General features: G+C 60.3%; 22 protein-coding genes, 1 tRNA gene and 2 pseudogenes. 11 read left to right on the top strand and 14 right to left on the bottom strand.

Translation table 11 applies throughout. The annotated features are described in order from the left end of the window. Positions 1-101 precede the first annotated feature (101 nt). The 6 genes from LPU83_RS51275 to LPU83_RS51300 all read left to right on the top strand — a co-directional run bounded on the left by LPU83_RS51275 (position 102) and on the right by LPU83_RS51300 (position 6,418). Positions 102-1,109, top strand: a complete 1,008-nt coding sequence (locus LPU83_RS51275; RefSeq protein ID WP_024318014.1) for a LacI family DNA-binding transcriptional regulator — start codon at positions 102-104, stop codon at positions 1,107-1,109. Between the two features lie 96 nt (positions 1,110-1,205). Further along, complete coding sequence (locus LPU83_RS51280; protein WP_024318013.1) at positions 1,206-2,042, top strand: sugar phosphate isomerase/epimerase family protein; 837 nt, start codon at positions 1,206-1,208, stop codon at positions 2,040-2,042. A 29-nt stretch (positions 2,043-2,071) separates the two neighbouring features. Then, complete coding sequence (locus LPU83_RS51285) at positions 2,072-3,199, top strand: S-(hydroxymethyl)glutathione dehydrogenase/class III alcohol dehydrogenase (protein WP_024312687.1); 1,128 nt, start codon at positions 2,072-2,074, stop codon at positions 3,197-3,199. A gap of 493 nt (positions 3,200-3,692) precedes the next feature. Beyond that, the gene (locus LPU83_RS51290) at positions 3,693-4,007 is read left to right on the top strand and encodes a MocE family 2Fe-2S type ferredoxin (protein ID WP_024319060.1); all 315 of its coding nucleotides are present in this window, start codon (positions 3,693-3,695) and stop codon (positions 4,005-4,007) included. A gap of 6 nt (positions 4,008-4,013) precedes the next feature. Beyond that, positions 4,014-5,237 carry an NAD(P)/FAD-dependent oxidoreductase gene (locus LPU83_RS51295; RefSeq protein WP_024319059.1) on the top strand — a complete coding sequence of 408 codons (1,224 nt, stop codon included), beginning with the start codon at positions 4,014-4,016 and terminating at the stop codon, positions 5,235-5,237. 44 nt (positions 5,238-5,281) lie between these two features. Next, complete coding sequence (locus tag LPU83_RS51300) at positions 5,282-6,418, top strand: Gfo/Idh/MocA family oxidoreductase (RefSeq protein WP_051166791.1); 1,137 nt, start codon at positions 5,282-5,284, stop codon at positions 6,416-6,418. A 484-nt stretch (positions 6,419-6,902) separates the two neighbouring features. On the opposite strand, the gene LPU83_RS51305 is transcribed toward LPU83_RS51300, so the two are convergent. From LPU83_RS51305 to LPU83_RS51315, 3 genes are all read right to left on the bottom strand, one after another. Continuing rightward, positions 6,903-7,136, bottom strand: a complete 234-nt coding sequence (locus LPU83_RS51305; RefSeq protein ID WP_024319057.1) for a hypothetical protein — start codon at positions 7,134-7,136, stop codon at positions 6,903-6,905. Positions 7,137-7,332: 196 nt separating this feature from the next. Next, a complete protein-coding gene (locus LPU83_RS75165) occupies positions 7,333-7,941 on the bottom strand; it encodes a BA14K family protein (protein WP_309475157.1) in 609 nt (202 codons plus the stop codon). A 189-nt stretch (positions 7,942-8,130) separates the two neighbouring features. After that, complete coding sequence (locus LPU83_RS51315) at positions 8,131-8,388, bottom strand: hypothetical protein (protein WP_141652641.1); 258 nt, start codon at positions 8,386-8,388, stop codon at positions 8,131-8,133. Between the two features lie 174 nt (positions 8,389-8,562). On the opposite strand from LPU83_RS51315, the gene LPU83_RS73065 reads away from it, so the two are divergent. Then, positions 8,563-8,703, top strand: a complete 141-nt coding sequence (locus LPU83_RS73065; RefSeq protein ID WP_167546208.1) for a hypothetical protein — start codon at positions 8,563-8,565, stop codon at positions 8,701-8,703. Between the two features lie 154 nt (positions 8,704-8,857). Here the strand turns inward: LPU83_RS73065 and LPU83_RS51320 are convergent, their stop codons facing one another. Both LPU83_RS51320 and LPU83_RS51325 read right to left on the bottom strand, forming a co-directional pair. Beyond that, a complete protein-coding gene (locus LPU83_RS51320) occupies positions 8,858-10,072 on the bottom strand; it encodes an IS701 family transposase (protein ID WP_082321218.1) in 1,215 nt (404 codons plus the stop codon). An 879-nt stretch (positions 10,073-10,951) separates the two neighbouring features. Beyond that, positions 10,952-11,293, bottom strand: a pseudogene (locus LPU83_RS51325) (DNA cytosine methyltransferase); the annotation flags it as partial. Between the two features lie 369 nt (positions 11,294-11,662). Between LPU83_RS51325 and LPU83_RS74170 the strand changes: the two are divergent. Continuing rightward, positions 11,663-12,376 carry a hypothetical protein gene (locus LPU83_RS74170; protein ID WP_231052284.1) on the top strand — a complete coding sequence of 238 codons (714 nt, stop codon included), beginning with the start codon at positions 11,663-11,665 and terminating at the stop codon, positions 12,374-12,376. 425 nt (positions 12,377-12,801) lie between these two features. On the opposite strand, the gene LPU83_RS51335 is transcribed toward LPU83_RS74170, so the two are convergent. The 7 genes and pseudogenes from LPU83_RS51335 to LPU83_RS51365 form a co-directional block, all read right to left on the bottom strand. Further along, a tRNA-Lys gene (locus LPU83_RS51335) sits at positions 12,802-12,877 on the bottom strand. A gap of 124 nt (positions 12,878-13,001) precedes the next feature. Next, positions 13,002-13,913: a PhzF family phenazine biosynthesis protein gene (locus LPU83_RS51340; protein ID WP_024313529.1), complete on the bottom strand. Its 912-nt coding sequence runs from the start codon at positions 13,911-13,913 to the stop codon at positions 13,002-13,004. A 66-nt stretch (positions 13,914-13,979) separates the two neighbouring features. After that, positions 13,980-14,726: an NUDIX hydrolase gene (locus tag LPU83_RS51345; protein WP_112334079.1), complete on the bottom strand. Its 747-nt coding sequence runs from the start codon at positions 14,724-14,726 to the stop codon at positions 13,980-13,982. Further along, on the bottom strand, positions 14,723-15,832 hold the full coding sequence (locus LPU83_RS51350) for an endonuclease/exonuclease/phosphatase family protein (RefSeq protein ID WP_024313531.1): 1,110 nt from the start codon (positions 15,830-15,832) through the stop codon (positions 14,723-14,725). Before LPU83_RS51350 ends, LPU83_RS51345 begins: the two co-directional genes overlap by 4 nt. Positions 15,833-15,900: 68 nt before the next feature. Continuing rightward, the gene (locus tag LPU83_RS51355; protein ID WP_024313532.1) at positions 15,901-16,929 is read right to left on the bottom strand and encodes an ABC transporter ATP-binding protein; all 1,029 of its coding nucleotides are present in this window, start codon (positions 16,927-16,929) and stop codon (positions 15,901-15,903) included. Continuing rightward, positions 16,917-18,607, bottom strand: a pseudogene (locus LPU83_RS51360) (ABC transporter permease). Before LPU83_RS51360 ends, LPU83_RS51355 begins: the two are co-directional and overlap by 13 nt. A gap of 17 nt (positions 18,608-18,624) precedes the next feature. Beyond that, the gene (locus LPU83_RS51365) at positions 18,625-19,602 is read right to left on the bottom strand and encodes an ABC transporter substrate-binding protein (RefSeq protein ID WP_024313533.1); all 978 of its coding nucleotides are present in this window, start codon (positions 19,600-19,602) and stop codon (positions 18,625-18,627) included. 162 nt (positions 19,603-19,764) lie between these two features. On the opposite strand from LPU83_RS51365, the gene LPU83_RS51370 reads away from it, so the two are divergent. After that, positions 19,765-20,823 carry an aldo/keto reductase gene (locus LPU83_RS51370; RefSeq protein ID WP_024313534.1) on the top strand — a complete coding sequence of 353 codons (1,059 nt, stop codon included), beginning with the start codon at positions 19,765-19,767 and terminating at the stop codon, positions 20,821-20,823. 25 nt (positions 20,824-20,848) lie between these two features. Here the strand turns inward: LPU83_RS51370 and LPU83_RS51375 are convergent, their stop codons facing one another. Both LPU83_RS51375 and LPU83_RS51380 read right to left on the bottom strand, forming a co-directional pair. Then, positions 20,849-22,069, bottom strand: a complete 1,221-nt coding sequence (locus LPU83_RS51375) for an aminotransferase-like domain-containing protein (RefSeq protein WP_024313535.1) — start codon at positions 22,067-22,069, stop codon at positions 20,849-20,851. Positions 22,070-22,265: 196 nt separating this feature from the next. After that, entirely contained in the window at positions 22,266-22,718 is a 453-nt protein-coding gene (locus tag LPU83_RS51380) for a YidB family protein (RefSeq protein WP_024313536.1), read from the bottom strand. Positions 22,719-22,870: 152 nt separating this feature from the next. On the opposite strand from LPU83_RS51380, the gene LPU83_RS51385 reads away from it, so the two are divergent. Together LPU83_RS51385 and LPU83_RS51390 are read left to right on the top strand one after the other, a co-directional pair. Next, complete coding sequence (locus LPU83_RS51385; RefSeq protein WP_024313537.1) at positions 22,871-23,128, top strand: GlsB/YeaQ/YmgE family stress response membrane protein; 258 nt, start codon at positions 22,871-22,873, stop codon at positions 23,126-23,128. 91 nt (positions 23,129-23,219) lie between these two features. Beyond that, positions 23,220-23,807 carry a class I SAM-dependent methyltransferase gene (locus LPU83_RS51390; RefSeq protein WP_024313538.1) on the top strand — a complete coding sequence of 196 codons (588 nt, stop codon included), beginning with the start codon at positions 23,220-23,222 and terminating at the stop codon, positions 23,805-23,807. Positions 23,808-23,835 lie beyond the last annotated feature (28 nt).

A 23,835-nucleotide genomic window follows, 5' to 3' on the forward strand; every position in this document is an offset into this window, starting at 1 on the left:
GCAGCTCATGTCAGCCCACACATTGCTTGAGGTGTTTTCATCATTTTGCAACTATACTCATGTGCTGCCGCCGACCGATAGTTCGGCGGGAGGAGCCAAACATGTCCAAAGTGACTTTGAAGGACGTCGCCAGAGAGGCGAAGCTCGGATTAGCAACCGTCGAACGTGTCATCAATGGCCGAGGCGGGGTTACGGAGAAGACCATCGAAAAGGTCATTCGAGCGGCCAAGAAGCTGGAGTACGGGACGCGCCAGTCGCATTTCAACCGCGGCGCAATCCGCATAGAGGTCATCCTGGTCCGCCCCGAAACGAGCTTCTTTGCACGGCTGAACCAAGCCTTCGAACGGATCGCCGCATCACTGGACAAGAACGTCATACTGCACCGGACCTTCGTCAAGGAGAGTGATCCTGTCGGGATGGCTCGACACGTTGCCAATCCGGCTTTCCGGCGTTCCGGACTGATCATCTGTGCGCCTGATGACGCAAGGGTCAGCGCCAGTCTTCGCAAGGTGAGCGCCGCTGGCGTAAAAGTGGTTCAAATCGTTGCCTGTTGCGATCCGGATATTCCGTTCGTCGGAATTGACGACTACGCCGCCGGTCGTTGTGCGGCCTATTACATGACCGGCATGCTCGGCGCGGGACATGGCAGACTCGTTGCGCTCTGTCATAGCGGAGCCTACGCAAACCACCGCCAGCGCATCAAAGGATTTTCCGACTATATCGCCGAGAAAGGTTCTACCCAGCATTCCTTCACGCTGGTAATGTTTGGTCATGACGACGATCTTCAATCGGCTGAACTGTTGAACGAGGCGCTTCGCTGCAACCAAGATATTATCGGTGTCTATTCGGCAGGCGGCGGCGACGAAGGCGTGGCCATCGTCTTGCAACAATGGGCAAAGCAGAAAGATGTCTTCTGGGTCGGCCACGAGCTAACGGACAAGAAGAAGCGCCATCTGCAATCTGGCCTCATGGACATATGCATCGACCAGACGCCCGAAGTTCAGGCGCGCCGTTCCGTCGACATGATCCTGCGTAAGCTCGACATTGTCAGCACCGAGATCATTATCGATCCCGTGCGCTTCATGACGATCAACGCCCAGAACGTCTAGCCGTCATCGTGTTTGATCAGAACACCTCAAGGAACACACTCGCCAAGACCGCAATTTCGTGCTGTCTAGCCCCCAACCGAACCTGTGGAGGCGCCGATGCAGTCCCTGTCCGTCTTCCAGTCTCTCTGGGCAATGGAGCGCCGCAGCGCCATCCAGCCGGAACTCTCGCTTGAAGAGAGCATCGAGCGGATTGCGGAGACAGGTTTCGACGGTGTGAGCGCCCATTGGTTCGACCGCGGCTACGTCAGGCGCTTGCACTCGCTGCTAAGGTCACATGGACTGAAGGCTGAGGGTCAATGCTTCCCGAAGAGCGTGGACGATCTCAAGCCCGTGCTGGAGAACGCTGCCGAATACGATGTTGCCCACATATGTCTGCAACCCGACGTCCGGCTTCGCCGCATCGAGGACTGTCTTCCGTTGCTCGAGGGCTGGCAGCGACTGAGTGATGAGGCGAAGATTCCGGCCTATATCGAGACGCATCGCGACCGGATGACGACCGACCTCTTCTTCACGCTCGATCTCTTGGATCAACGTCCCGGTCTCCGGCTGCTCGGCGATCTTTCACACTTTCTTGTCGGGCGCGAATTTGCCTGGCCGGTATCGGCCGAGCACCATGCCATGATCCAGCGCATCCTCGACAGCTCGTGGTCCTTCCATGGACGTGTCGCCTCGCGCGAACAGGTGCAGATAGAAATCTCGTTCCCTCACCATCAGCCATGGGTCGATCTCTTCATGGACTGGTGGGACTATGGCTTTCGGAGCTGGCGCCGCCGGGCCGGGCCCGATGATACACTCGCCTTTACCTGTGAACTCGGCCCAAAGCCCTACGCCATCACCGGCCGTGACGGCGAAGACACCACCGACCGGTGGGAGGAAGCACTGCTGCTGAAGGAGCGGGTGACAGAACTCTGGGCACGCACCGCTGACAATTGACCGTAAGTAACGATCTGGGAGGAATACAAATGGACGTTCGCGCCGCCGTTGCCGTACAAGCTGGCAAACCGCTCGAAGTGATGACCGTGCAGCTGGAGGGACCGCGGGCCGGCGAAGTGCTGGTCGAGGTCAAGGCGACCGGCATCTGCCACACCGACGACTTCACGTTGTCGGGCGCCGATCCGGAAGGTCTGTTTCCGGCAATCCTCGGCCATGAGGGCGCCGGCATCGTCGTCGATGTCGGTCCCGGCGTCACGTCGGTGAAGAAGGGCGACCATGTCATTCCGCTCTATACGCCGGAATGCCGCGAATGCCCGTCCTGCCTGTCGCGCAAGACCAATCTGTGCACCGCGATCCGCGCCACCCAGGGCCAGGGCCTGATGCCGGATGGCACCTCGCGCTTCTCGATCGGCAAGGACAAGATCCATCACTACATGGGCTGCTCGACCTTCGCCAACTACACGGTGCTGCCGGAGATTGCCGTTGCCAAGGTCAATCCCGACGCCCCCTTCGACAAGATCTGCTACATCGGCTGCGGCGTGACGACCGGCATCGGCGCGGTGATCAACACCGCCAAGGTCGAGATCGGCGCGACCGCCATCGTCTTCGGCCTCGGCGGCATCGGCCTCAACGTCATCCAGGGACTTCGCCTTGCCGGTGCCGACATGATCATCGGCGTCGATCTCAACAACGACAAGAAGGAATGGGGCGAGCGCTTCGGCATGACGCATTTCGTCAATCCCAAGGAGGTCGGCGACGACATCGTGCCCTACCTCGTCAACATGACAAAGCGCGGTGCCGACCAGATCGGCGGCGCCGACTACACCTTCGACTGCACCGGCAACACCAAGGTCATGCGCCAGGCGCTGGAAGCCAGCCACCGCGGCTGGGGCAAGTCGGTCGTCATCGGCGTTGCCGGCGCTGGCCAGGAGATCTCCACCCGGCCGTTCCAGCTGGTCACCGGCCGCAGCTGGATGGGCACGGCCTTCGGTGGCGCCCGCGGCCGCACCGACGTGCCCAAGATCGTCGATTGGTACATGCAGGGCAAGATCGAGATCGATCCGATGATCACCCACACGATGCCGCTCGAAGACATCAACAAGGGCTTCGAGCTCATGCATTCCGGCGAAAGCATCCGAAGCGTGGTACTTTATTGAGGACCGACCTGGGTTCGGTATCGTTTGTACAGGGCTGAATCACACCCGAGAAGACCTGCCCATACCCGGCATGAACGCGCCGGCCACAAGGGCGCGCGCCCGCGATAACAGTCACGATCCACGTATGTGGGCGGCCGTTTGGCTGGAGACAGTCTCTGGCGGGCGGTCGCTCCCGTGGCAACGGCGGCGCGCCGTCCTCTGGATTATCGGCTGTAGGCTGGCTCGCCATGAGAGAGGACGTTTTTTTCATCACGAGCCGATCCCTTTCCGCGCTCGTCCTGAAGCCGCCCTCCGATGCCCCGCGGTGGTCCAACCTCTCGGGCGTTCTATCGGGCCCGCTCAGATGCTCACCACTGACAGCTTTGCGGATTGCCTTCGGGATATGTACCGAGGCACGCTGCCAGCGTCTGAGGTTTTTTGATCATTTTTTCTGCCGCGCCGGCCTGCGTTTTGGCCTAGCCTCAATCAAGCAATAAAAGCTTGGGAGGATCGGATGAGCGCGTGGATTAAGGCCTGTGGAATCGATGACATCGACAATGAGGACGTGATCCGTTTCGATCACGAAGACAAGTCCTTCGCCATATACAGGAGCCCCGATGACAGCTTCTACGCGACCGATGGGATGTGCTCCCACGAAAAGGTTCATCTCGCCGACGGGTTGGTGACAGAGAACATCATCGAGTGTCCAAAGCACAACGGCAGGTTTGACTACCGCACCGGCGAGGCACGCGGAGCACCCGTGTGCGTCAATCTCAGGACCTACCGAACGAAGGTGGAAGACGGCAGCGTCTATCTTGGCTTGGAGTGACGCGCGATGGAGGAATTTGTCATCGTCGGAGGGGGCCAGTGTGGCGCCAGAGCAGCGCTCGCACTGCGCGATCAGGGATTTGATGGTCGCGTCACCTTGATCGGAGAGGAACGGCACCTTCCCTACGAGCGTCCGCCCTTGTCAAAAGAGCATCTGATGTCTTCGGCGGGTATCGAGCCTCCTTTCATCGTCAGCAGTACCGTCCTCGCAGAGCGATCGATCGCGATGCTGACCGGCGATGCGGCTGTCAGACTGGACCGTGAAAGCCACTCCGTGCAATTGGCGAGCGGACGCCGCGTTTCCTATGACAAATTGCTGCTCGCGACAGGTTCGTCCCCTCGACGGCTCTCCTCCGTGGAAGGCATGGACCATGTTTTCTATTTGCGCACGCATGACGACGCGCAGCGCCTGTCGCAACGTCTTGTCGCCGGAGGGCACCTGGCGATCATCGGCGCCGGCTTCATTGGTTTGGAGCTGGCGGCAGCGGCCAGGAAAAGGGGCCTCGAGGTCACGGTCATCGAAGCGCTGCCGCGCATCTTGATGCGGGCGGTACCGGAGGAAATCGCAGCCAACGTTCATGCGCTCCACGAGGCGCATGGCGTACGCATCCTTTGCGGTACAAGCGTCGGACAAGTCGCAGCGCATGCGGCGGGCGTCACCCTCTCCGTGAACGGCGGCGAAATTCTCGACGCGACGAGCCTGGTCGTCGGGATCGGCGCCGAACCCCGGTGCGAACTCGCGCGTCAGGCAGGGCTCTCGGTCGAGAACGGCATTGCCGTCGACGTCGCACTCCAAACCAACGATCCGGCAATCTTCGCCGCCGGGGATTGCTGCTCGTTTCCCTACGAAGGCAAGAGGATCCGTCTGGAAGCATGGCGCAACGCGCAGGATCAGGGTGTGCACGCGTCGGCCAATATGCTGGGCGCGAAAAAGCCCTACGAGATCATTCCCTGGTTCTGGTCGGACCAATACGATTTCTCGCTGCAAATCGAAGGCTTAGCCAATGAAGCGACAAGCACGATCATTCGGCAGATCGACGAGGAGACGGTGATCCTGTTCCATCTCGCCGACGATCATCGGCTGCTGGCGGCGAGCGGTTGGGGACGCGGCAATCGGATTGCCCGGGACATCAAGATTGCCGAGATGTTGATCACACAGCGCGCCAAACCCGCGCCAGACGCGTTGTCATCGCCTGCAGTGAGCTTGAAATCTCTCCTGTCGCGGTCATAGACTTGCCCGGGAGGCAGGGTGGCGATTTTCGAATGGGAGGGTCAATGAAAGAGATCAGGATCGGTATCATCGGAACCGGCGTTATGGGTGCCGATCACGCGGCTATTCTTGCCGAGGGCGTTGCGAATGCCAGGCTGGTTGCCGTTCAGGATTTCGATCGCAGTCGAGCCGAAACGATTGCCGCATCCCTTGGTGTACGGGCCATTGCGGACGCGGACACACTGATCGGCGATCCCGACATCGATGCCGTGATGGTCTGCTCACCAGACGGCACCCATGGGTCGCTAGCGTTGAAGGCAATTGCCGCCCGAAAGCCCGTCCTCGTCGAAAAACCGCTGGCAGGAAGCCTGGAGGATGCCGAGGCAATCGTTCGAGCCGAAGTCGCAGCTGGCCGTCGTCTCGTGCAGGTTGGTTTCATGCGGCGTTTCGATGCAGGCTACAGGGAGATGGAACAGGCGCTTGCCTCCGGCGAACTCGGGCGACCGCTGTTCTTGCACTGTGTTCACCGAAACGCCGTCGGGCCGGATTACCTCACATCCGAATTGGTGATTGCCAATTCCGCCGGCCACGAGTTCGACATCGCGCGGTACCTTCTTGACGACGAGATCACCTCGGCGATCGTCGCCAGCCCTCCGGCAACTCGAAACGCCCCGAACAGGCAGCCGCAGTTCATTCTGCTGCAGACCGGATCGGGTGTGGTGGTCGACATCGAGGTCTTCACCGACGCGCAGTACGGATACGACGTGCGGGCTGAACTTGTCTGCGAGGATGGAACCGTTGCTCTCGACCCAAGCCCGGCGACGACGCTGCGCGCCAAAGGCCACGACGGATTCCGAACGCCTGCCGATTGGCGGCCACGGTTCCGGCAGGCCTATCGTGCGCAGTTGGAAGCCTGGACGGCAGGCATTCTCACACAGAAGCCATCAGGCTCAAGCGCATGGGACGGCCATATGGCGATGCTGGTGACAAAGGCTGCCTTCAGGCCTGGAAGACGGGCACCCGCGCCGCCGTTGAAATCCCCCAAAAGCCGCCCCTGTATCGGTGAGACGGAAACCTGGCGGAGAAATCAGCTGGCCGCCAGGACTCAAGGACGGAATGGCGTGCCAGCCATGAAGGAACGAGAAGAGCCCGCTTCACACGCGAGGCTGGTCTCTATCGGCAAACCGTTCTGTACCGAGTGATGTAGTGATTATGGCTTCGATGCTGGTAAGGCACCGTCCAGCACACGTCGCGGTAGGCGTAGCGTTGGCGGTCATAGTTACGGTACCTTGGGCCGTATCGGTAATAGCGCGGTGGTGGCGGATCGTCATAGTACCTCGGGCCGCCGGAACCGAACTCGAAATATACACCTTGCGCGTCGGCAGGAGCACTCATCAGTACTGCTGCGAGGCCGGCCACTGCGAGAATCAACCGTTTCATGGTCAGTCTCCTTTCTCTGGAGATTCAACGCCCCAGGCCCGTGTATGGTTCACGCGTTTGGGGTCCTATAGGACCTAAGTCCTACAAGTGACACCCCTCCCGATGGAACAACCGCAGAAGAAAAAGCCCCGCGGTGTTGACGGGGCTCAATATCGTGACATCTCAACAACGTGCCTAGCGAAGGCGACACGACCTGGATAAAACCGCCGCTGGTTCGCTTCTGTTCCTGACCGTTGTTCGTATTGTCTACGCAGGTCGATGTGTGAGCCCGCGCGCCACGTCGATCAGCGCGCGCAACTGCTTCTCGTCCTGGACTCCCTGCCGATAGAACTCGATGATGATTGAGGCAATCCGCTCGGACTCATCCGAGGAGGCTTCGATCCCCTGTTCGTTGCGGATGTGATCAAGCACGCGGTGGCAGACCGACAGATCCTTGGAATGCAACGGTTCGTCGCGGCGGCTGTAGCGCTTTTGAGACATGGTGGATCCTCCCTCCGGAGGCAGAAAGGAGCCCCGCAGGACGCGGGGCAAATGACAGGGACATTTGGAAAGGCCAAGGCGCAGTGTGCGAATCGCCTTGGAACTGTGTCTAGAACGCGGCTACAGGCTGTTGGTTCCCATAGTGTAGCGTCTCCCTGCAGGGAAATGTCCCTCGCTCAAGCTCCACGGAATAGTCTCATCGGCTAGCAGTCTCGGCACTCGCGTCCCCGGGAAATGGCGAGATGCATTCGCGCCTCGGACCGCTATATGGCTGGTATGTATTATCGTTCACCCGATAAGAGGCATAACGCGCAGAACACCACGCGGCGTGGCCCGCGCTCCCACTCACCGACCCCGTGACTTCCATGGATGGAGCGGCGAATGGAGACACGCAGGTGCGAATTTGGCCGCTGTAGGCGCGATAGGTGTCACCGGCCGGATCGCAGGACCGGTACCGAGACACGCACCATTCTCCGTGCTCACGCCGTAGCGACGCCTCGGCGGCATCTGACGATACGCCATCGGACGCGGAATTGGCCGCAAGGTTCGCCCTGGACTTGGGCGCTGTCGGTTTAATGGGATAGGCTGCCGAGACAAGGGCCTCGACCCGTTCGAATTTCTGGCTCCTGGGATCCACCGGCTCGGGAACCGAGGTCCAAAGGTCCGGTGCATCCAGGTTTGCAAAGTGCTGCCCTTCAGGCATGGCGAGAATGTAGGTAGCGGCCGCGGCTCCGATGAAACAGGCCCCAACCACCGTGACGGCACCAAACAGCATCGTCGCAATCGTTTTCAGAACAGCCTCCATGCGCTCATCGCTACCTCCCGCCCGACTTACAAGGCCTCTCAACCGAACTCGTCGTGATGCATTGTGGCGAGGAGCCCCCGATATGCCCACACGACCGCGATCAGCCAGAAACCCGCTTCAACGAACTTTGTTCCTCATCCGCATCGTTCCGACGATAGCCCGGCAACGCCCGCTGCGGGGCCGAGCCATCTAGGCGAAGGCATCGCCGCCCTGCGAGGGCTCACCTTGGCCGCTCGTGGTCGAATTGGAGTTCGTGTCGGCACTCGAGTCGCTCGAAGACGAGCCGCCGCCCTGGGTGGCCGCGCCGTTTGACGCCTTTGTCTTCGTTGTCGATCCTGCATCGCCGGAACCGGTCTCCGATCCATTCTGACCGCTGGTCGAGCCATCCGAAGGCGTCATGGCCTTACCGGAAACCCTCTCCTGTCGACGATCCGCGCGAGCCGTCATCAGCGGGCTTCTGAGAGGATGTACCGTCCTGGCGTCCGGCCGACCATCCATGGCGGGCTGGTGACTTGCCTCGAATTGGTTACGTCCAGTCCGCTTGCGATTGCCGATAGTTTGAGGGACAATTCGCGCTCTGGCCCTAGAGGCCTGTGCAGTCTCCGATGACAGGAAAATGCCATGCCTCTGAAGCACCTCTTCGCCGCAGCAATATTACTCTTGACGCTTTCAGGATGCGCAACCACCGGCGCAGAGAACAATACCTACGCAACCCCGGCAGGGATTGGCCCGGTCCGCGGCGGCAACAACAGCTTCTACTAGCATTACAGTTGCATTTTAGTTTTGAGATGAGCTCGTCGAGCGGCCGCCTGATGGGCGCGTCTCCAGCATGACCATGCGATGACGTAGGCGGGGTTTATGCGACGCTGGGCGAGTCTGATGGCGATGCGCCGGACTTCCTGGATAGACCAGCGGATCAAATCCTGATGGTCGGCATCCGCGGTCTTTTTGGGGGCGTCGCGTCATTGGCGCGGTACCGGATCACCGCCATCATGGCGAAGGCAAGCATGACGAGGGAGACGTGGCGATGCCAGCCATGCCATGACCGGGTTTCATTGTGATCGAGTCCGAGCTCGTTCTTGGCGGTCTCGAAGCTGTCTTCGATCGCCCAGCGATGGCCTTCAACGGAAACGAGCGTCTGGATGTCCGTCCCGGCCAGGCACCATGTGGTGAAGAATGCGAGATCACCGTCGCTGATATTGCGCCGGATCAGGAGGCCACGGGTCCAAAGCCCTGATGTCGTCTCGTTGTATTCGTCGGCATCGAGATCGGCGAGTTCACAGTAGGCCCAGTCATGAAGCCGCGCGCCTTTGGTGCCCTCACCGGCGGAAAGACGCTGCCATGCACTTGAATCGAGATCACGGGCGATCTCCTGCGCTGTGCCGGCGACCGGAGGCTTACCCGACCAGGAGCCGAAATGGTGGTCCGATTTAACCCCAAGAACGTAGCCTTTGCAGGCTCGACGCAGGGTCCCTTCAACGTCCCCGACGCCATAGACCGCATCTGCGGCCACCCATGAAAACGGCACATCGGCTGCCAGCGCACGCCGTATCATCTCGACAGCCAGGCCTGGCTTGGTAGCGAAGGCTGTAGCCTGAGGAACATGAGCTGCTGCCAGCCTTGCCGGATCGCCGGTCCAGCTTTTGGGCAAGTACAGGGCCCGATCGATAAAGGCATGACCGCGAACGGACACATAGGCGGCGAACACACCGATCTGGCAGTTCGTTATCTTGCCAGCCGAACCTGTATATTGACGTGCAACACCGCACGATGTCTTGCCCTGCTTGAGGAAGCCCGTCTCGTCGATGACCAGGACCGCATCATCCGTGGCGAGGTTTTCTACGACATACTCTCGCACGATGTCGCGAAGTGCGTCCGCGTCCCAGCGCCCGCGCCCCAGAATGGCTTGTTGCCGCCACGGGCCGGGATCACCGGCCGCCTCAGCACGCATCCAACCTGTCTTACGCCGCTCGTCACCCAGCAAGCCGTCCAGGAAAAGGTTCGCAGAGGCTGCAACTCGCTCCTGCGTAAACAGTCTGCGCATGCGAGCCTTCACGTCGCGCAACGATGATGCCCAAAGCTCAAGCGTCGTCTCGATTGATGCACCTGTCATCCATGACCTCCGAATCATGGAGACCCATAGATTCAGACCACAGATAGATATGCAACTGTAATGCTAGTTCAGTCTTGAGGCGTTGCCTCGAATTGTTGCCGGGTTACCCTCCCGGCTCGACCGCTGTCCCAAGGCCCAAAGCCGTGGTCTCTCAGATCGGCGGGCAGCCGCGGGCGATATTGCATTTACCTCGGATCTTAAAAGCTGCATGAGCCGTCGCCTCTGGCCTTGAAGCCATCTGCGCAGGCGATGTTCAAAGGTTCGTTCAGCGAGCGGGCCCCCGGCCCACCGGGGGTACATGACGAACTGATTGCGGCGAGCAAGAGAAAAGCGAAAGCGGCTATTGGCTTGTGCAAGCGGATCATGGGAACTCTCCAAATTGAGCATCCTAAAAGGCCTGACCGCCGAAACCTTCCGATCCCAAATAAATCGGTGTCAGTTCCGGGTTCGGACCTGCTGAAACAGCTAAGCGGCGGTAGCATCCCATGTCCCCAACAGGTCACGTTGTTCAAGCGCTGCGCAGAAAGGTCAAGGGACAGCCCATGACAGGATGAAACTATACTCGCCTGTTGGAAAGAGAAGAGGCGAGAATCCATGTTTTTGAAGGATATGTACGACGAACCGCTTGAGCGAACTTGGTCTTGCCTCGAACTTTGAGCTCGTCGATCACTGTAGGGCGAACCACTCGGAGAGACCTAGCCAGATGTTATCAGACCTTTATGCCGTCTGATTTCGGCGAGCTTGTCTCTGCTTGCGACGTTCGTTCTGCTCTGCGGCCCAGGAGAAGTCATGAGCCTCGATGTCAGCGGCCGAAATGAAAGCCCCGGGAGCCATCCCCCTTTCGGAACCAGGCGACGAAGCCGCCGGGAACGGGGTGAGCGCCGATCGAGAACTCGTTCATTCGGCTGCCTCCTGGTACTGGACGAGGTGCTGGCAATTTGCTCCGACGATTGCGGCGGCGACCGGCGGACATACCGAGTTGCCCACGCACGACACCTGGACGTTCTTCGGGAATGGCCGGCCGTTGAGGTCGCTGTCGATCCTGTAGTCTGCCGGGAAGCCTTGAGCGTTGTAGAGCTCGCGCGGGGTGAGCATCCGCATACCGATGTCGACGATGACGAACTCCGAGCTACCGATGGTGAGCGTCACGAACTCTCGTTCATCCCAGAAGCCGTATGAGCGCATGAAGTCAGCGAGACGACGGGCGCTATCAACCTGATCCTCAGTGAAAGAAGGAGCATCGGCAGTTGGCCGCCGCGTATGACAGCAGAGCTCGCCGCTGGGTATTGGGGGGAAAAACACGTCGAAGACTTCCTCGATCGCGTCGGGACCACCTACGCGGCGCCACGAGTGGTTGACACGACCCGCCGTAAGTTTTGGTATCGGGATGATCTAGACCGCGCGATGAACATCGGCGTGGCTGAAACCGCATCCGGCATAGGAGCTAGATTCCGTGAAAAGATCAGGGAAAAGCGGAACAGTCGATCTGCCTAAGCACGTTCACCGCGTGACGAAGCGCCGGAGGAACGGCGCTGAGGCTGTCTATACCTTCTACACCCGCTTCAGAACACGAAGGCCGCCTGGCCTTCAATCGCGCTGCCAGAACCGTTGGAGCGGGAGTTTCAGACCAGAGCGGCTATATGCGAAGCGCTGGAGCGCGATGACAGAGGTTTCCTGCTTGATGGGAAGCGCCTACCCAACCCGATAGATCGAGACTTCTGGCCAGCGGCGGAGAAGGCGTTCGAAGCGCTCCTGAAGCGCGGCCGTGATGGCATCAAAGACTTCAAGACAATGGTCGGGGCCTTCCAGGATGAAGGCAAGCCGTTCTGGTCGAGCCTCGCGGCATCAACGCAGCGCGGCTACAAGGCATCGGGAAAGATGATCGTGGAGATGGTCGGCGATGACCTGCCCGCCGATCTGACGACCGTCGAAGCCCAGCCGATGATCGACGAGCTTGGCGAGACACCAGCAACTGCCAACCAGTTCCGCGCCTTCTTGTCCCGCCTGATGGCTTGGGGAGTGCCCCGCGGTTACTGCACCGCGAACCCTGTCGAGCACACCGAGAAGATCCCAGGTGGCGAGCCGTGGGTACCGTGGCCGAACTGGGCTTTCGAGATCCTCTTCGAGCACGCGCATTCCACATGCAGATTATCGCCATGTCCGCCTTCTTCAAGGCCAGCGCCAAGGCGACGTTATCGCCATGCTGAAGCCCAAGGCCGGAGAAACGACTATCGCCGTCAAAGCACAGAAAACAAAGAAGACGGTTTGGATCCCGATCCACTCCGCCTATCGGAAATGGATCGATCGCGTCCCGTCGAATGACAGCGTTGCTGCACGCCGGATCGCGCACGAAGTTCTACAAGACCGCCGACGGCTTCCGCACTGAATGGCAGAAGATGATGAACGAAGACGCGTTCAGGCGCTTCCGCGAAGAGTGAATTGTCTTCCACGGACGGCGCAAAAACGCGGTGATAAATCTGCTGGAAGTGGGGTGCACAGAGAACCAGGTGGGGGCGATCTGCAACATGTCTGCGCAGATGGTTCAGCACTACGGGAGGGAGGTTGCGCTACGCAGTTTGGCGCGTGATGCGATGAAGCTCATGGAGAGCCCGCTGGAGCGAAATTGAGCCCGCCGCATTCCGGAACAGGGACGGAACATGAATTGGAAACCGTTTCCAATTTCTTGGAAACTGGACAGCCGAAAACGTCTGAGTCATTCCATATTGTGTAATGATTTCAAGAGGTTTTGGTGGGTGATGTAGGGCTCGAACCTACGACCCGCTGATTAAGAGTCAGCTGCTCTACCAACTGAGCTAATCACCCGTAACCGCCGTGTTGCGCGGTGTGAGGGGGCGTATAAACAGGATCGTTCGGCTTGTCTAGCGCCTGCCTGAAAATTCTTTGGTTAAATGCGAAGATTTTTGCGCATGGCTGAAATGCAATGAAATCAAAGGTCCAGCGTTCCGCTTGCAATACGCACCGCCTGCCCGCCAATCCGGGCATTCGAGATCGCTCCGCCTTCGACATCCATATGCAGGTGGATGAAGGACGGTCTGCCCATTTCCACGCCCTGCTCGATCATCACCCCGTGGTGCCCGTCCGTCAGGCGGTCGAAATGGTGAATGGCACCGGATAGCGCGGCCACTGCCGACCCGGTGGCCGGGTCTTCAACGATCCCCATGCCGCTCTTAAACATCCGCGCGTGGAACTTTGCGACATGGTTCACTCCGCCCCGACAATAGATGTAGGCCGAGGCAAGTGCGCCGTCGACGAAGGGAACGGTCGCTTCCCAAAGTTGCGGGTCGAAATCCATGCGCTGCGCGGCGCCGACGTCGTGAACGGGAACCATGAGGAAGGGCACCCCCGCACTCCAAAGCGACGGAACGTGATTTTCAAAGCCGATCTCCATTGTCTTCAGCGACAGCGCATTGGCAATTCCAAGCTTGTCGAGGGGCATGGCGATCTGCTGCGACTTCCGCGGCAGGTCGAACTCGGCAAAGCTCGCCTCACCCTCCCGCAGCCGAACGGCACAACGCACCGGCCCGACATTTTCCTCCAGCACCGAAACGAGATCGATGGTTGAGTTGCCGTGCGCCCGCTCGGCCAGAGCGATCGCCGTTCCGACCGTCGGGTGTCCTGCAAAGGGCAACTCGCGACCGGGGGTGAAGATGCGGATTTTCGCCGTGTAGGCGGGGTTGCCCGAGGGCTGAACGAAGACCGTTTCCGACAGGTTCGTTTCCTTGGCGATCGCGTGCATCGCGTCATCGCGCAAGTCGTCGCCATCGAAGACGACGGCAAGCGGGTTTCCGGCGAGCTTGCGGTCGGTGAACACGTCGTAGACGCTGTAGCTGCGCGCCACATCGGCCTCCCCTGTCTCGGTCCTCGTGTCGCCAACCTGCCCGACCGGAAGACCGAGTGCAAGGCGTTAAGCGCCCTGCTTCTCTCTGAAGTACCAGTCGATGACGGGGAGCATCGCAATATTGTACGGGTAAGCCTTGGGATCGGCCGACCGAATCGCGATGGCGCCGGCAATCTCCTTGTCATCGGCAACCAGCATGTGTGCGTGGATCCTCTCAATCATCTCTTCGGCGGTCAGGCCGAAGCGGAAGAGACGCAGCACCGTTACGGTGCGCCTGACATGGCTCGCATAGTACCGATCGCCCGCCTGGGCAACGTTGAGGTCAAGCCCCGTCTCCTCCATCACCTCGCGACGCATGTTGCCTTCGACGTCGCAGCGGTCGCCGGAAACGTCCTCGGGCTCCAGCGAGCCGGCGGCGAAATACACCTGGCCGGGATTGGCTGTATGGCTCCCCATGCGGATCGCCACCAACGCGCCGTCGGATGCCTCGAGAACGGGATAGGCAAACAGATGGATGCCGCCGTGCCGGCTCGCCTGACGGCGCCACCACATAAATGTCGAAAACGGTATGACGTGGCCTTCGCCGGCGATACCGCTGTCGGTCAGCGCCAGCCGCCTCTGAAAGACCATCCGGCCGTCGAACAACGCCGGGTTCGCGGCGGTTTCCCGTTCCCAATTTTCCCGGATCGCCTCGCCCTGCTCGAGATAGAAGGGGTGGTCACCCGACAGGACGCGGAGGTCCAGGCCAGCAATCGGGAATACGGTCTGCTCCGGCGGCCAGCCGGCGAAATCTTCTGAAAAATGAACGTTCATATCAGATCCAATGTCATGACAACGGGGCAATGGTCGGAAGCTTTCGGTCGATCCCAGCCCGTGCGGGGATAACGCTCGACCTCCTGACCAGGTGGGAAGACCGTCCGGTAGGGCTGTCCATGCCGAACGATCTCCGGTATGCGGCTGGCGTTCGTCCTAGCAAGTGCGGCGGACAGCCAGATGTAATCGAGCTGACACAGCCATTGTTCTTCGGGTCCGCGGGCGTGGTAGAGCGTCCAGCGATCGAGTGGATCGCGGCGGCGGACGACGTTCTCCGTAAAGCCGTCATGGCTGAAGACATCGAGTGCGCTGACACTCTCGTCCCGATGCTCGAAACCGAATCCGGTGCGGCGGCGCCCGATGACATCGACGCGCTCCTGATAGTCGTTCATATCGCCGCAGATGACGAACCGCTTGTCTTCGATGCGACCGCCGAATCGATCCTCGATGATGCGGCGCACCGCCAACGCTTCTGCCCGCCGCACCGGCATCGTGCCGAGCCTGCTGTCGACGCCTTCCGTGCGCGGTCCGTCCATCGATTTGAAATGGACGACATAGAGCGATAGCGGGACACCACCAATCAGCAGATCGAACTCCAGGCAATCGCGCTTGAAGATCTTGTCGTCGATGCGGTTGGTAGGCGCCAGTTGATCGTTGAAGAGCCCGAGATCGCGATAGGTGAGCATGGCATGGCTCCTGATCTGCTTGAGCTCGATCTTCTGGCCGTCACGCGTCTCTTCCCGCATCAAAACAGCGACGTCGATGCCGCGACTGTCATTACCCTCGACGAGATATTTCTGCCGGTAGCCGTTGCCGACCATCCGGAACAGATAGCCATACTCGAAGGCCTGCAGCGCCTCCATATTATCGACCTCCTGCAGGCACAGAATGTCGGCATCGGCGTCTGCGATCGCCAGGGCCGTCATCTGCCGCGTATCGTCGGTCGAGGAAATCACCCGCGCCTGTTCGAGCTGCTGGTAGACGCCTTCGCTACGCACCTCGAAAAGCTTGATCACGCGGTCCTGCCGCAGCTGGTTGCGGAAGCCCGTGAAGTCGAAGCGCGTCATGAGATTTTCGACGTTGAAAGTAGCAAGGCGAAGCGACATCGAGCATTTCCAATTGACGTTGCGCCATTAGTAGTGGCTAAGGCCCGCTTCGCAAAGACGTTTCGAAATCAGAGGCGCCAGGCGGCCCGGGCCATCACCCGCACACTCTCGCCAACATCCAGCCGCTCCCGGCTGAACGCCCGAAGCACCTGCCCGTCGCCGAGCAACAGCTTCACGGCATAGCGCTCGCCCTCGTAGAGGATGGATTCGACGCGTGCTGCAATGCCCTCACCCGTGATAAGGACATCCTCCTGGCGCAGCAGCACGTCCACCTTCGGCCGATCACCGACTTCGTGCGACAACAAAGGTTCGAGAGCGCACCAATCGAGCAGCCTGATGTCACCAACCGGAGACGGAAGCGAGAGAATTGCGCCGCGACCGATCAAACCGCCGACCACCCGACCCTCCGGCCGGGCGTAGATTTCCGCTGGCAGTGCAGCCTGCAGAAGGCGGCCTTCGGACATGACCGCAACGTCGGTTGCGAGTGCCATCGCCTCGCTCTGATCGTGCGTGACATAGATCATCGTCGCACCCGAGCGCTGGTGGAACTCGCGAAATGTTTCCTCCATCTCCTGCTTCAGGTGGTGGTCGAGATTGGCGAGCGGCTCGTCGAGCAGCACGACATCAGGTGAGGACACGAGGCAGCGCGCCAGTGCCACCCGCTGTCGCTGGCCACCGGACAGATCGGCGGGACGGCGCTCGGCATGATTGGCCAGTCTTACGGTCGCCAGCGCCTCGCGGACCTTCTGCTTGTAAGCCTCGCCGGAGATACCGCGCACCTTCAAGGGATAGCCGACATTGTCCGCGACACTCATGTGCGGCCAAAGTGCATAGGACTGAAACACCATCGCCATGTTGCGCCGTTCCGGCGGCAGCGACCGGGAGGCGTCTGCAAGCAGCCGCTCCCCGAGATGGATGGAGCCATTCGTCGGCGCTTCGAAACCGGCGATCATGCGCAGCACCGTTGTCTTGCCGCAGCCCGAAGGCCCGAGCAGTGCCAGAAAGCCGCCATGCCTCACCTTCAGGGAAAAGTCGGTAACGGCCGCACGGCCGGTGCCGAAATCCTTGGCGAGGTGGTTGAGGATCAGTTCCGCCACGGCACGACCCCTTTCGGCAAGCGTTTTGCCAACAGTTCCAGAAGCAGCATCATGCCGACGACCATGAGGACGACGAGCACGGAAAGCGCCGATGCCAGATCGGAGCTGCCGCTATCGTCGAGATTGTAGATTGCCACGCCAAGCGTCTGTGTCCCGGCAGACCATAGGAGCGCAGAGATGGTGAGCTCATTGCAGGCGATCAGGAAGACCAGAATGACCGATGCTCCCGCCGCGGGGGCGATCAACGGCACGATGATATCGACGAGCCGCCGGAAGAAGCCCGCCCCCGATAGTCTTGCTGCTTCCTCCAGTGCCGAATCCAGCTGATGGAACGCACTGACGACAGGCTTTAGGCTTACGGCAAAAAAGCTCGAAAAATACGCGATCAAGATGATCCAGATCGTCCCGTAAAGTGTCACGTGCAGGATGGGAAGCGGCGCGGCAAACACGAGAATGAAGGACACGGCCATAACGATGCCGGGCAGCGAATAAGGGATCTCGATGAGGCTGGAAACAATCCGGCTCAGCAGGTCTTGGCGTCGCGCCAACGCGTAAGCCGAAAGCACGGTCACCACAAGGAGACACAATGCCGTCCCAGACGCGAGAGACAGGGAGTTCACGAACGCCGTGCGCGTTACCGCTTGCCGGAAAAGGATTTCATAGAAGGCGCTCGCCGACATCGTCTTGAAGGTCAGCGGCACGCCATAGGCCGGCACGAGCGCACCGGCCAGGAGAGCGAAGAATGGTGCAGCCAGCATGAAGAAAAGGCAAAGCCATAACAGCGGCTGCAAAAGGAACTTCCAGCCTCCCAATTCGAAGGCCACGGTCGCGCCGGAAAGCCCAAGCACGCGATAGTCGCGTCCACGCAAGGCGCGGTCCTGAATGGCAAGCCCGACCACTGAAATGATGGCGATGATCGCTGAAAACAGTGCCACGTCGCCGAAAGTCCGGCTGGTGAAGGCGGAGAACTTGGTGAAGATCAGCGTCGGAAGCGTATAGATCGAGGCCGGTATACCGAGGATTGCCGGAATGCCGAAATTGCCGGTGCAGGAAACGAACGAGATTGCTGCTCCGGCAATGATCCCCGGCAGCGAAAGCGGCAGGATGATATCGCGGAAGACCCGAAGACTGCTGGCTCCGGCCAGTCGCGCCGCCTCGACGCCATCGCGCGGGAGCGCCATCAGGCCAGCACGGAGAGCGAGATAGACGAGCGGCGCATGCTGCACGCCGTAGAGAAGCGAAATCCCGCCGACCGAATAGAGCGGCTGCGGCGACCCGAGTGGAGGCGCAATGTGCAACGCCTTCAGGAGCGAACTGGAGGGCCCGGACATCTGCACCCAGGCGAGCGCCGTCACCTGCGGCTCATCATCGGCAGGACGAACAGGAAACTCAGCGCGCCCTTGCCGCAAATATCCGTCAGCGTCAGCAGGAACGCGAAGGCGCAGCCGACGGCAAGCGAGATCAGCGTGCCGAGCACCGCCGTCACGAGGGTGTAGTAGGTTGCCGACCAGAGCGCCGGATCGCCCAGCACCGCGCCGACGCCACCGTTTGCAAGCGCGGCAAGGCCTGTTGTCGCCAGCCGCGCCACCGGCAGCACGCTGAGGATCAGCACGATGATAACAATAAAAGGAAACAGCCAGACGGGCTGGCTGTTTCCAGGACGAACATATCCGCGCATCTGCTTTCCGGCGGCGATCAGTTCGAGCCGTAGATGCCGGAGAAGGTCTTGAGGTCCTGATCGGTGCTCGTCAGCGCCTCGGCCGCATTGATCGGCAGCACCTTGATGCTGTCGCGGGCCGGAAAGCCCTCCGGCAGCTTCATGCCATTGCGGGCCGGGATATAGCCGAGTTTCAGGAAGCCTTGCTGTCCCTTTTGCGAGAGCACGTAGTCGACGAATTTCTTGGCTGCATCGGCATTCTTCGAGCTGGCGAGAATGCCGACCGGCTCCGTCACTGCGGAGACGCCTTCCGTCGGGAAGACGAACTCGACCGGCGCGCCCTTGGCTTTTTCGCGGATCGGCATGTAATCGACAATCATGCCGAAGGCCTTCTCGCCTGAAGCAACTGACTTGAGGACCCCACCATTGCCGCCGGCAGCAGTCGCGCCATTGCCAGCGAGATCCTTGTAGAAGTCCCAGCCGAGGCTATCGACGCCGGCAAGCGTCTGCGCATGAATGAGGGCAGCGCCCGACGTCAACGGGCTCGCCATGGTCACGAGGCCTTTGGCTTGCGCCTTCGTCAGATCCTTCCAGCTCGTCGGCTTGAACGCGGCAGAGGTGTTGTAGACGATACCGGTGGTGATCAGTTTCGTCGAATAATAGTAGCCGTCGGCGTCGTAGAGAGCCGCGTCATAGCTTGCAGCCTCCGGCGACTTATACGCGAGCAGCTTTCCGGCTTCCTTGAGGCGCTCGAGCGTTACCGTGTCGGCGATCAGCAGAACGTCGGCGACGGGATTGCCAGCCTCGATTTCCGCCTGCAGCTTCGCCATGATCTTCGGAGTGCCATCGCGCACCCAGTCCACTTTGACCTCGGGATTGGCGGCCACGAAGCCGTCCACGGTCGCCTGTGCATCTTCGTTCGGCTGGCTCGTGTAAAGCACAAGATTGGCGGCAGAGGCCGGCATTGCAAGCAAGCTCGCGGCAAGCAGCGTGGCGGCGGAAACGATCGTCTTCATGATGGATCCTCGATGATGGGAGAACCGTTCCTTAGCCATCGCGGATAACATGATTGTGACAGTCGGCTTCGGCACGAGCACGCCGACCTCTGCCCTTGACCCGCCTGCTCCGCCCCTATCTTCTACCGCACGTTCTGACATGTTCATTTTGGAGGAAGGCATATGGAATACCGGCTTCTCGGCCGTTCTGGTCTCAAGATTTCGACCGTGACGATGGGCACGATGACGTTCGGTGGCCAGGGCTGGGCGAAAATGGTTGGCGATCTCGGGGTTGCCGAAGCGCGCAGGCTTGTCGATATGTGCATCGACGCCGGCGTCAACCTGATCGATACGGCCGACGTCTACTCGCAGGGCGCCTGCGAAGAAATTCTCGGCGAGATCATCGGCGGGCCGCGCAAGAACGGCGTTCTGGTCGCCACCAAGGCACGCTTTCGCATGGGAGACGGCCCGAACGATACCGGCTCTTCGCGCTATCATCTCATCAGCGCCTGCGAAGCCAGCCTGCGGCGCCTGAAGACTGACGTCATTGATCTCTATCAGCTTCACGAATGGGATGGGCAGACGCCGCTGGAAGAAACCTTGGAGGCGCTCGACACGCTCGTGCGCCAGGGCAAGGTCCGCTATGTCGGCTGCTCGAATTTCTCAGGCTGGCACATCATGAAGGCGCTCGGCGTCAGTGAGAGAGAAAAGCGGGAGCGGTTCGTCAGCCAGCAGATCCACTACACGCTCGAAGCGCGCGATGCGGAATATGAACTGCTGCCCATCAGCGTCGACCAGGGGCTCGGCGTGCTGGTCTGGAGCCCGCTCGCCGCCGGCCTTCTTTCCGGCAAGCACCGCCGCAACCAGGCCGCGCCCGAAGGCTCGCGTCAGTTTGCCGGCTGGACCGAGCCGCCGATCCGTGACGAAAACCGCCTCTGGAATATCGTGGAAACGCTGGTAGCGATCGCCGACGAGCGCGGCGTGTCGGCAGCCCAGGTGGCGCTTGCCTGGCTGATCGGCCGCAAGGCGGTGACCTCGGTGATCATCGGTGGCCGGACCGAAGCCCAGTTCAAGGACAATTTGGCTGCCGCCCAGCTGAAGCTGACCGAGGACGAGCGCAAGCGCCTCGACGCCGTCAGCCTGCCGCCGGTGCTTTATCCGTATTGGCACCAGCTCAACACGGCAAGCGACCGGCTGAGTGAGGCCGATCTGGAATTGTTCGGCCCGCACTTGAATCGTTAGTTGTTCCTGAAAAGTCGGCGGCCGATCAGCCGCCGGTTTCGCCAGCGATCAGCGCGCCAAGGCGGCTGATCCCCTCCTCGATCATCTGCTCGTTCGCGCAGGAGAAGCTGACGCGGAATGTATTCTCGCCCGAACCGTCGGCGAAAAATGCCTTGCCGGGGACGAACGCGACCTTGGCCGTTTCCAGCGACTTGGCGAGCAGCTTCGCGCCGTCCATACCCTTCGGCAGCGTCACCCAGATGAACATGCCGCCTTCGGGCTTCGTCCAGCTCGTGCCGGCAGGCATATATTTCTCCAGCGCCGCCAGCATGACGTTGCGGCGATGGCTGTAGACCGACCTGATCTTGGCGACCTGCGCGTCAAAGCCGCGCTCCGCGACGTGCGCGATCGCCATCTGATTGATCGTCGAGGAATGCAAGTCAGCCGCCTGCTTCATCAGCACGAGCTTGCGGATGACCAGAGCATTAGCAACGATGAAGCCGACACGCAGGCCCGGCGCCAGCGTCTTGGAGAAGCTGCCGCAGTAAATGGTGCGCGTGTCGTTGATATTCCCCTTCTTGGCAATTTCCGTCGCCAGGATCGGTGCGATCGGCGTCCCATCGTAACGCAGCGACTGATAGGCTGCGTCTTCGATGACCGCGATATCGAGCTCCTCTGCCAGGGCGAGAACCTTCTCTCGTCCGGCTTGATCGACAGTCTCGCCCGTCGGATTGGCAAAATCGGCGGAGAGATAAGCGAACTTCACCTTCCCACCCGCAGCTGACGCCTGCGCCCTAAAGGAGTCTGGCGTGCGATTGCCGTTCGGCGTCAGCTGATCATAGGTCGGCTCGTAAGCATTGAAAGCCTGCAAGGCACCGAGATACGTCGGCCAGGTGACCAGCGCCGTGTCGTTCGGCGAGAGGAAGAGCTTGCCGAGATAATCCAGACCCTGCTGCGAGCCGGAAACGATGAAGACGTTATCGAGGTCGCAAGGGATGCCGATGGCAGCCATCTGCTTGATCAGCCATTCGCGGAGCGGCTTGTAGCCTTCGCTGACGGAATACTGCAGCGCCGAGTTCACGGCCGAACTGTTGAAGATATCGGCGTAAGCGGCCTTGAATTCCTTATCGGGGAAAAGTGCCGGATCCGGAATGCCGCCGGCAAAGGAAATGATGTCAGGGCGGTCAAGAAGCTTCAGAAGCTCGCGAATCTCCGATGCACGCATCCGTGAAGAACGCGTCGCGAATATGCTTTCCCAATTCAACATGGGCATTTCCTCGCAATTTTTTGTCTTTAGGCGACAGAACCACGCAACAAATGATAAGTCAACATTACTGACCTATTTGTTTGTCACGGTGACAAGTCTGCGCGCCTTTTAGTCCCAAAAATCTGCGACAGCGACTGGAAAACGTTACAGAAAGGCCCCGTTCCCGGAAGAAACAGGGCCTTCTTGTCTAGCAAGATCACGAACGGAAAAGCGTTGCGATCTGCTCTTGTGTCGGTAGCTGGCCCCGCGGCGTCAGTTTGTCGACCACGCCAGGCAAGACGTTCGACAGTTGGTTCAGCAGCTCTTGCTCACTGATTCCCGCCTGCCGTGCGAGATCACTGATCGTCTTGGAACCGAGCGCATCATTGAGATTGCCCGGTGCGATCGGCTTGTTCTGCCCGGGCTGGACCCACGAGTCGACCGTATCGCCCTGCCCGGCTTCCGTCAGCTTGCCGAGAAGACCACCGAGCCCACCGAGAAGTCCGCCGTCGCCGGTCTGCGGATTGGCCTGCGGATTGGCCTGCTGAGTGGCTGGATCCGCCTGGCTGCCGCCGGCACCGAGAAGCTTTCCCACCAGCAACGCGCCAAGAGCAATCATGATCGGCTTCGATATATTTCCGCCTGGAACGGCGTCATCAAAGATACCCATGCCATCCTCCTTTTCGGTTTCTTCATTTCATTGAACAACAACTGTACAATGAAAGCATAAGGTTCTCGCGAACCTTGAATTCCCCGACCAGCTATTTAGCTTGAACGGGAAGATGGCCTGAATATTCAACCAATCAAGGAGGGGAATGGCAGATGTCAGTAATCGGTTGGATTATCCTTGGACTGATCGCAGGATTCATCGGAAGCAAGATCGTCAACAAGTCAGGCGCGGGCATGCTGATGGATATCGTCCTCGGCGTCGTCGGAGCAATCGTCGGCGGCGTCATCTTCAGTTTCTTCGGTGCCTCCGGCGTGACGGGCTTGAACATCTACAGCCTCGTCGTCGCCGTCATCGGTGCCGTTATCGTTCTCTGGCTCTACCACGCCGTCAGCGGACGACGCTCCATCTAGTTCGCTATTCTTCATCGAGCGAATGTGGCCTGCCTCAAAGGCGGCGGCTTTACGCGTGTAACTCCGGTCTTGGCTCATCGGGCAAACGATCATGGCGGACGAGAGTACATCTTCATTCTACAACGACAACGCGGCCACCTACGCTTCGCGGCAGCGTCTTTTGCCGATTCGACGGCTGGACGCCTTTTTGTCGCTGCTGCCTCCGGGCGCAGCCATCCTTGATTTGGGGTGCGGGGGCGGCCAAGACAGCGCCTACATGCTGTCGAAAGGCTTCGATGTGACACCGACAGACGGGTCGCCGGCAGTCGCGAAACAGGCGGAGATCCTTCTCGGACATCCCGTCGAGGTCGTGCGCTTCGAGGATTTGGACGAGGAAGAAGCCTTCGACGGCGTATGGGCCGAGGCCAGCCTGTTGCATGTCCCGCGAGCAGCACTTCCCGAGGTGCTGGAACGGATCCGCACGGCGCTGCGGCCTGGTGGCACCTTCCACGCCACGTTCAAGGCAGGCGAAGCGGAAGGACACGACGGCTTCGGTCGCTACTACAACTATCCGTCGGCGGAATTGCTCTCGGAAATGCTGAGCAATGGCGGCTGGCACAACATCGTCATCACCGAAGGCGACGGCAGCGGCTACGACGGCAAGCCAACCCGCTGGCTCGCCGTGCGGACGCAAAAATAAAGGCCGGAGCTTTCGCCCCGGCCCGCTG

The organism is Rhizobium favelukesii (genome assembly GCF_000577275.2).
Lineage (GTDB): Bacteria > Pseudomonadota > Alphaproteobacteria > Rhizobiales > Rhizobiaceae > Rhizobium > Rhizobium favelukesii.

Bases quoted from the DNA above. Each gene is read 5' to 3' on its own strand.
- LPU83_RS51275 (WP_024318014.1), top strand. From the start codon at position 102: ATGTCCAAAGTGACTTTGAAGGACGTCGCCAGAGAGGCGAAGCTCGGA.
- LPU83_RS51280 (WP_024318013.1), top strand. From the start codon at position 1,206: ATGCAGTCCCTGTCCGTCTTCCAGTCTCTCTGGGCAATGGAGCGCCGC.
- LPU83_RS51285 (WP_024312687.1), top strand. From the start codon at position 2,072: ATGGACGTTCGCGCCGCCGTTGCCGTACAAGCTGGCAAACCGCTCGAA.
- LPU83_RS51290 (WP_024319060.1), top strand. From the start codon at position 3,693: ATGAGCGCGTGGATTAAGGCCTGTGGAATCGATGACATCGACAATGAG.
- LPU83_RS51295 (WP_024319059.1), top strand. From the start codon at position 4,014: ATGGAGGAATTTGTCATCGTCGGAGGGGGCCAGTGTGGCGCCAGAGCA.
- LPU83_RS51300 (WP_051166791.1), top strand. From the start codon at position 5,282: ATGAAAGAGATCAGGATCGGTATCATCGGAACCGGCGTTATGGGTGCC.
- LPU83_RS51305 (WP_024319057.1), bottom strand. From the start codon at position 7,136: ATGTCTCAAAAGCGCTACAGCCGCCGCGACGAACCGTTGCATTCCAAG.
- LPU83_RS75165 (WP_309475157.1), bottom strand. From the start codon at position 7,941: ATGGAGGCTGTTCTGAAAACGATTGCGACGATGCTGTTTGGTGCCGTC.
- LPU83_RS51315 (WP_141652641.1), bottom strand. From the start codon at position 8,388: ATGACGGCTCGCGCGGATCGTCGACAGGAGAGGGTTTCCGGTAAGGCC.
- LPU83_RS73065 (WP_167546208.1), top strand. From the start codon at position 8,563: ATGCCTCTGAAGCACCTCTTCGCCGCAGCAATATTACTCTTGACGCTT.
- LPU83_RS51320 (WP_082321218.1), bottom strand. From the start codon at position 10,072: ATGATTCGGAGGTCATGGATGACAGGTGCATCAATCGAGACGACGCTT.
- LPU83_RS51345 (WP_112334079.1), bottom strand. From the start codon at position 14,726: ATGAACGTTCATTTTTCAGAAGATTTCGCCGGCTGGCCGCCGGAGCAG.
- LPU83_RS51350 (WP_024313531.1), bottom strand. From the start codon at position 15,832: ATGTCGCTTCGCCTTGCTACTTTCAACGTCGAAAATCTCATGACGCGC.
- LPU83_RS51365 (WP_024313533.1), bottom strand. From the start codon at position 19,602: ATGAAGACGATCGTTTCCGCCGCCACGCTGCTTGCCGCGAGCTTGCTT.
- LPU83_RS51370 (WP_024313534.1), top strand. From the start codon at position 19,765: ATGGAATACCGGCTTCTCGGCCGTTCTGGTCTCAAGATTTCGACCGTG.
- LPU83_RS51375 (WP_024313535.1), bottom strand. From the start codon at position 22,069: ATGTTGAATTGGGAAAGCATATTCGCGACGCGTTCTTCACGGATGCGT.
- LPU83_RS51380 (WP_024313536.1), bottom strand. From the start codon at position 22,718: ATGGGTATCTTTGATGACGCCGTTCCAGGCGGAAATATATCGAAGCCG.
- LPU83_RS51385 (WP_024313537.1), top strand. From the start codon at position 22,871: ATGTCAGTAATCGGTTGGATTATCCTTGGACTGATCGCAGGATTCATC.
- LPU83_RS51390 (WP_024313538.1), top strand. From the start codon at position 23,220: ATGGCGGACGAGAGTACATCTTCATTCTACAACGACAACGCGGCCACC.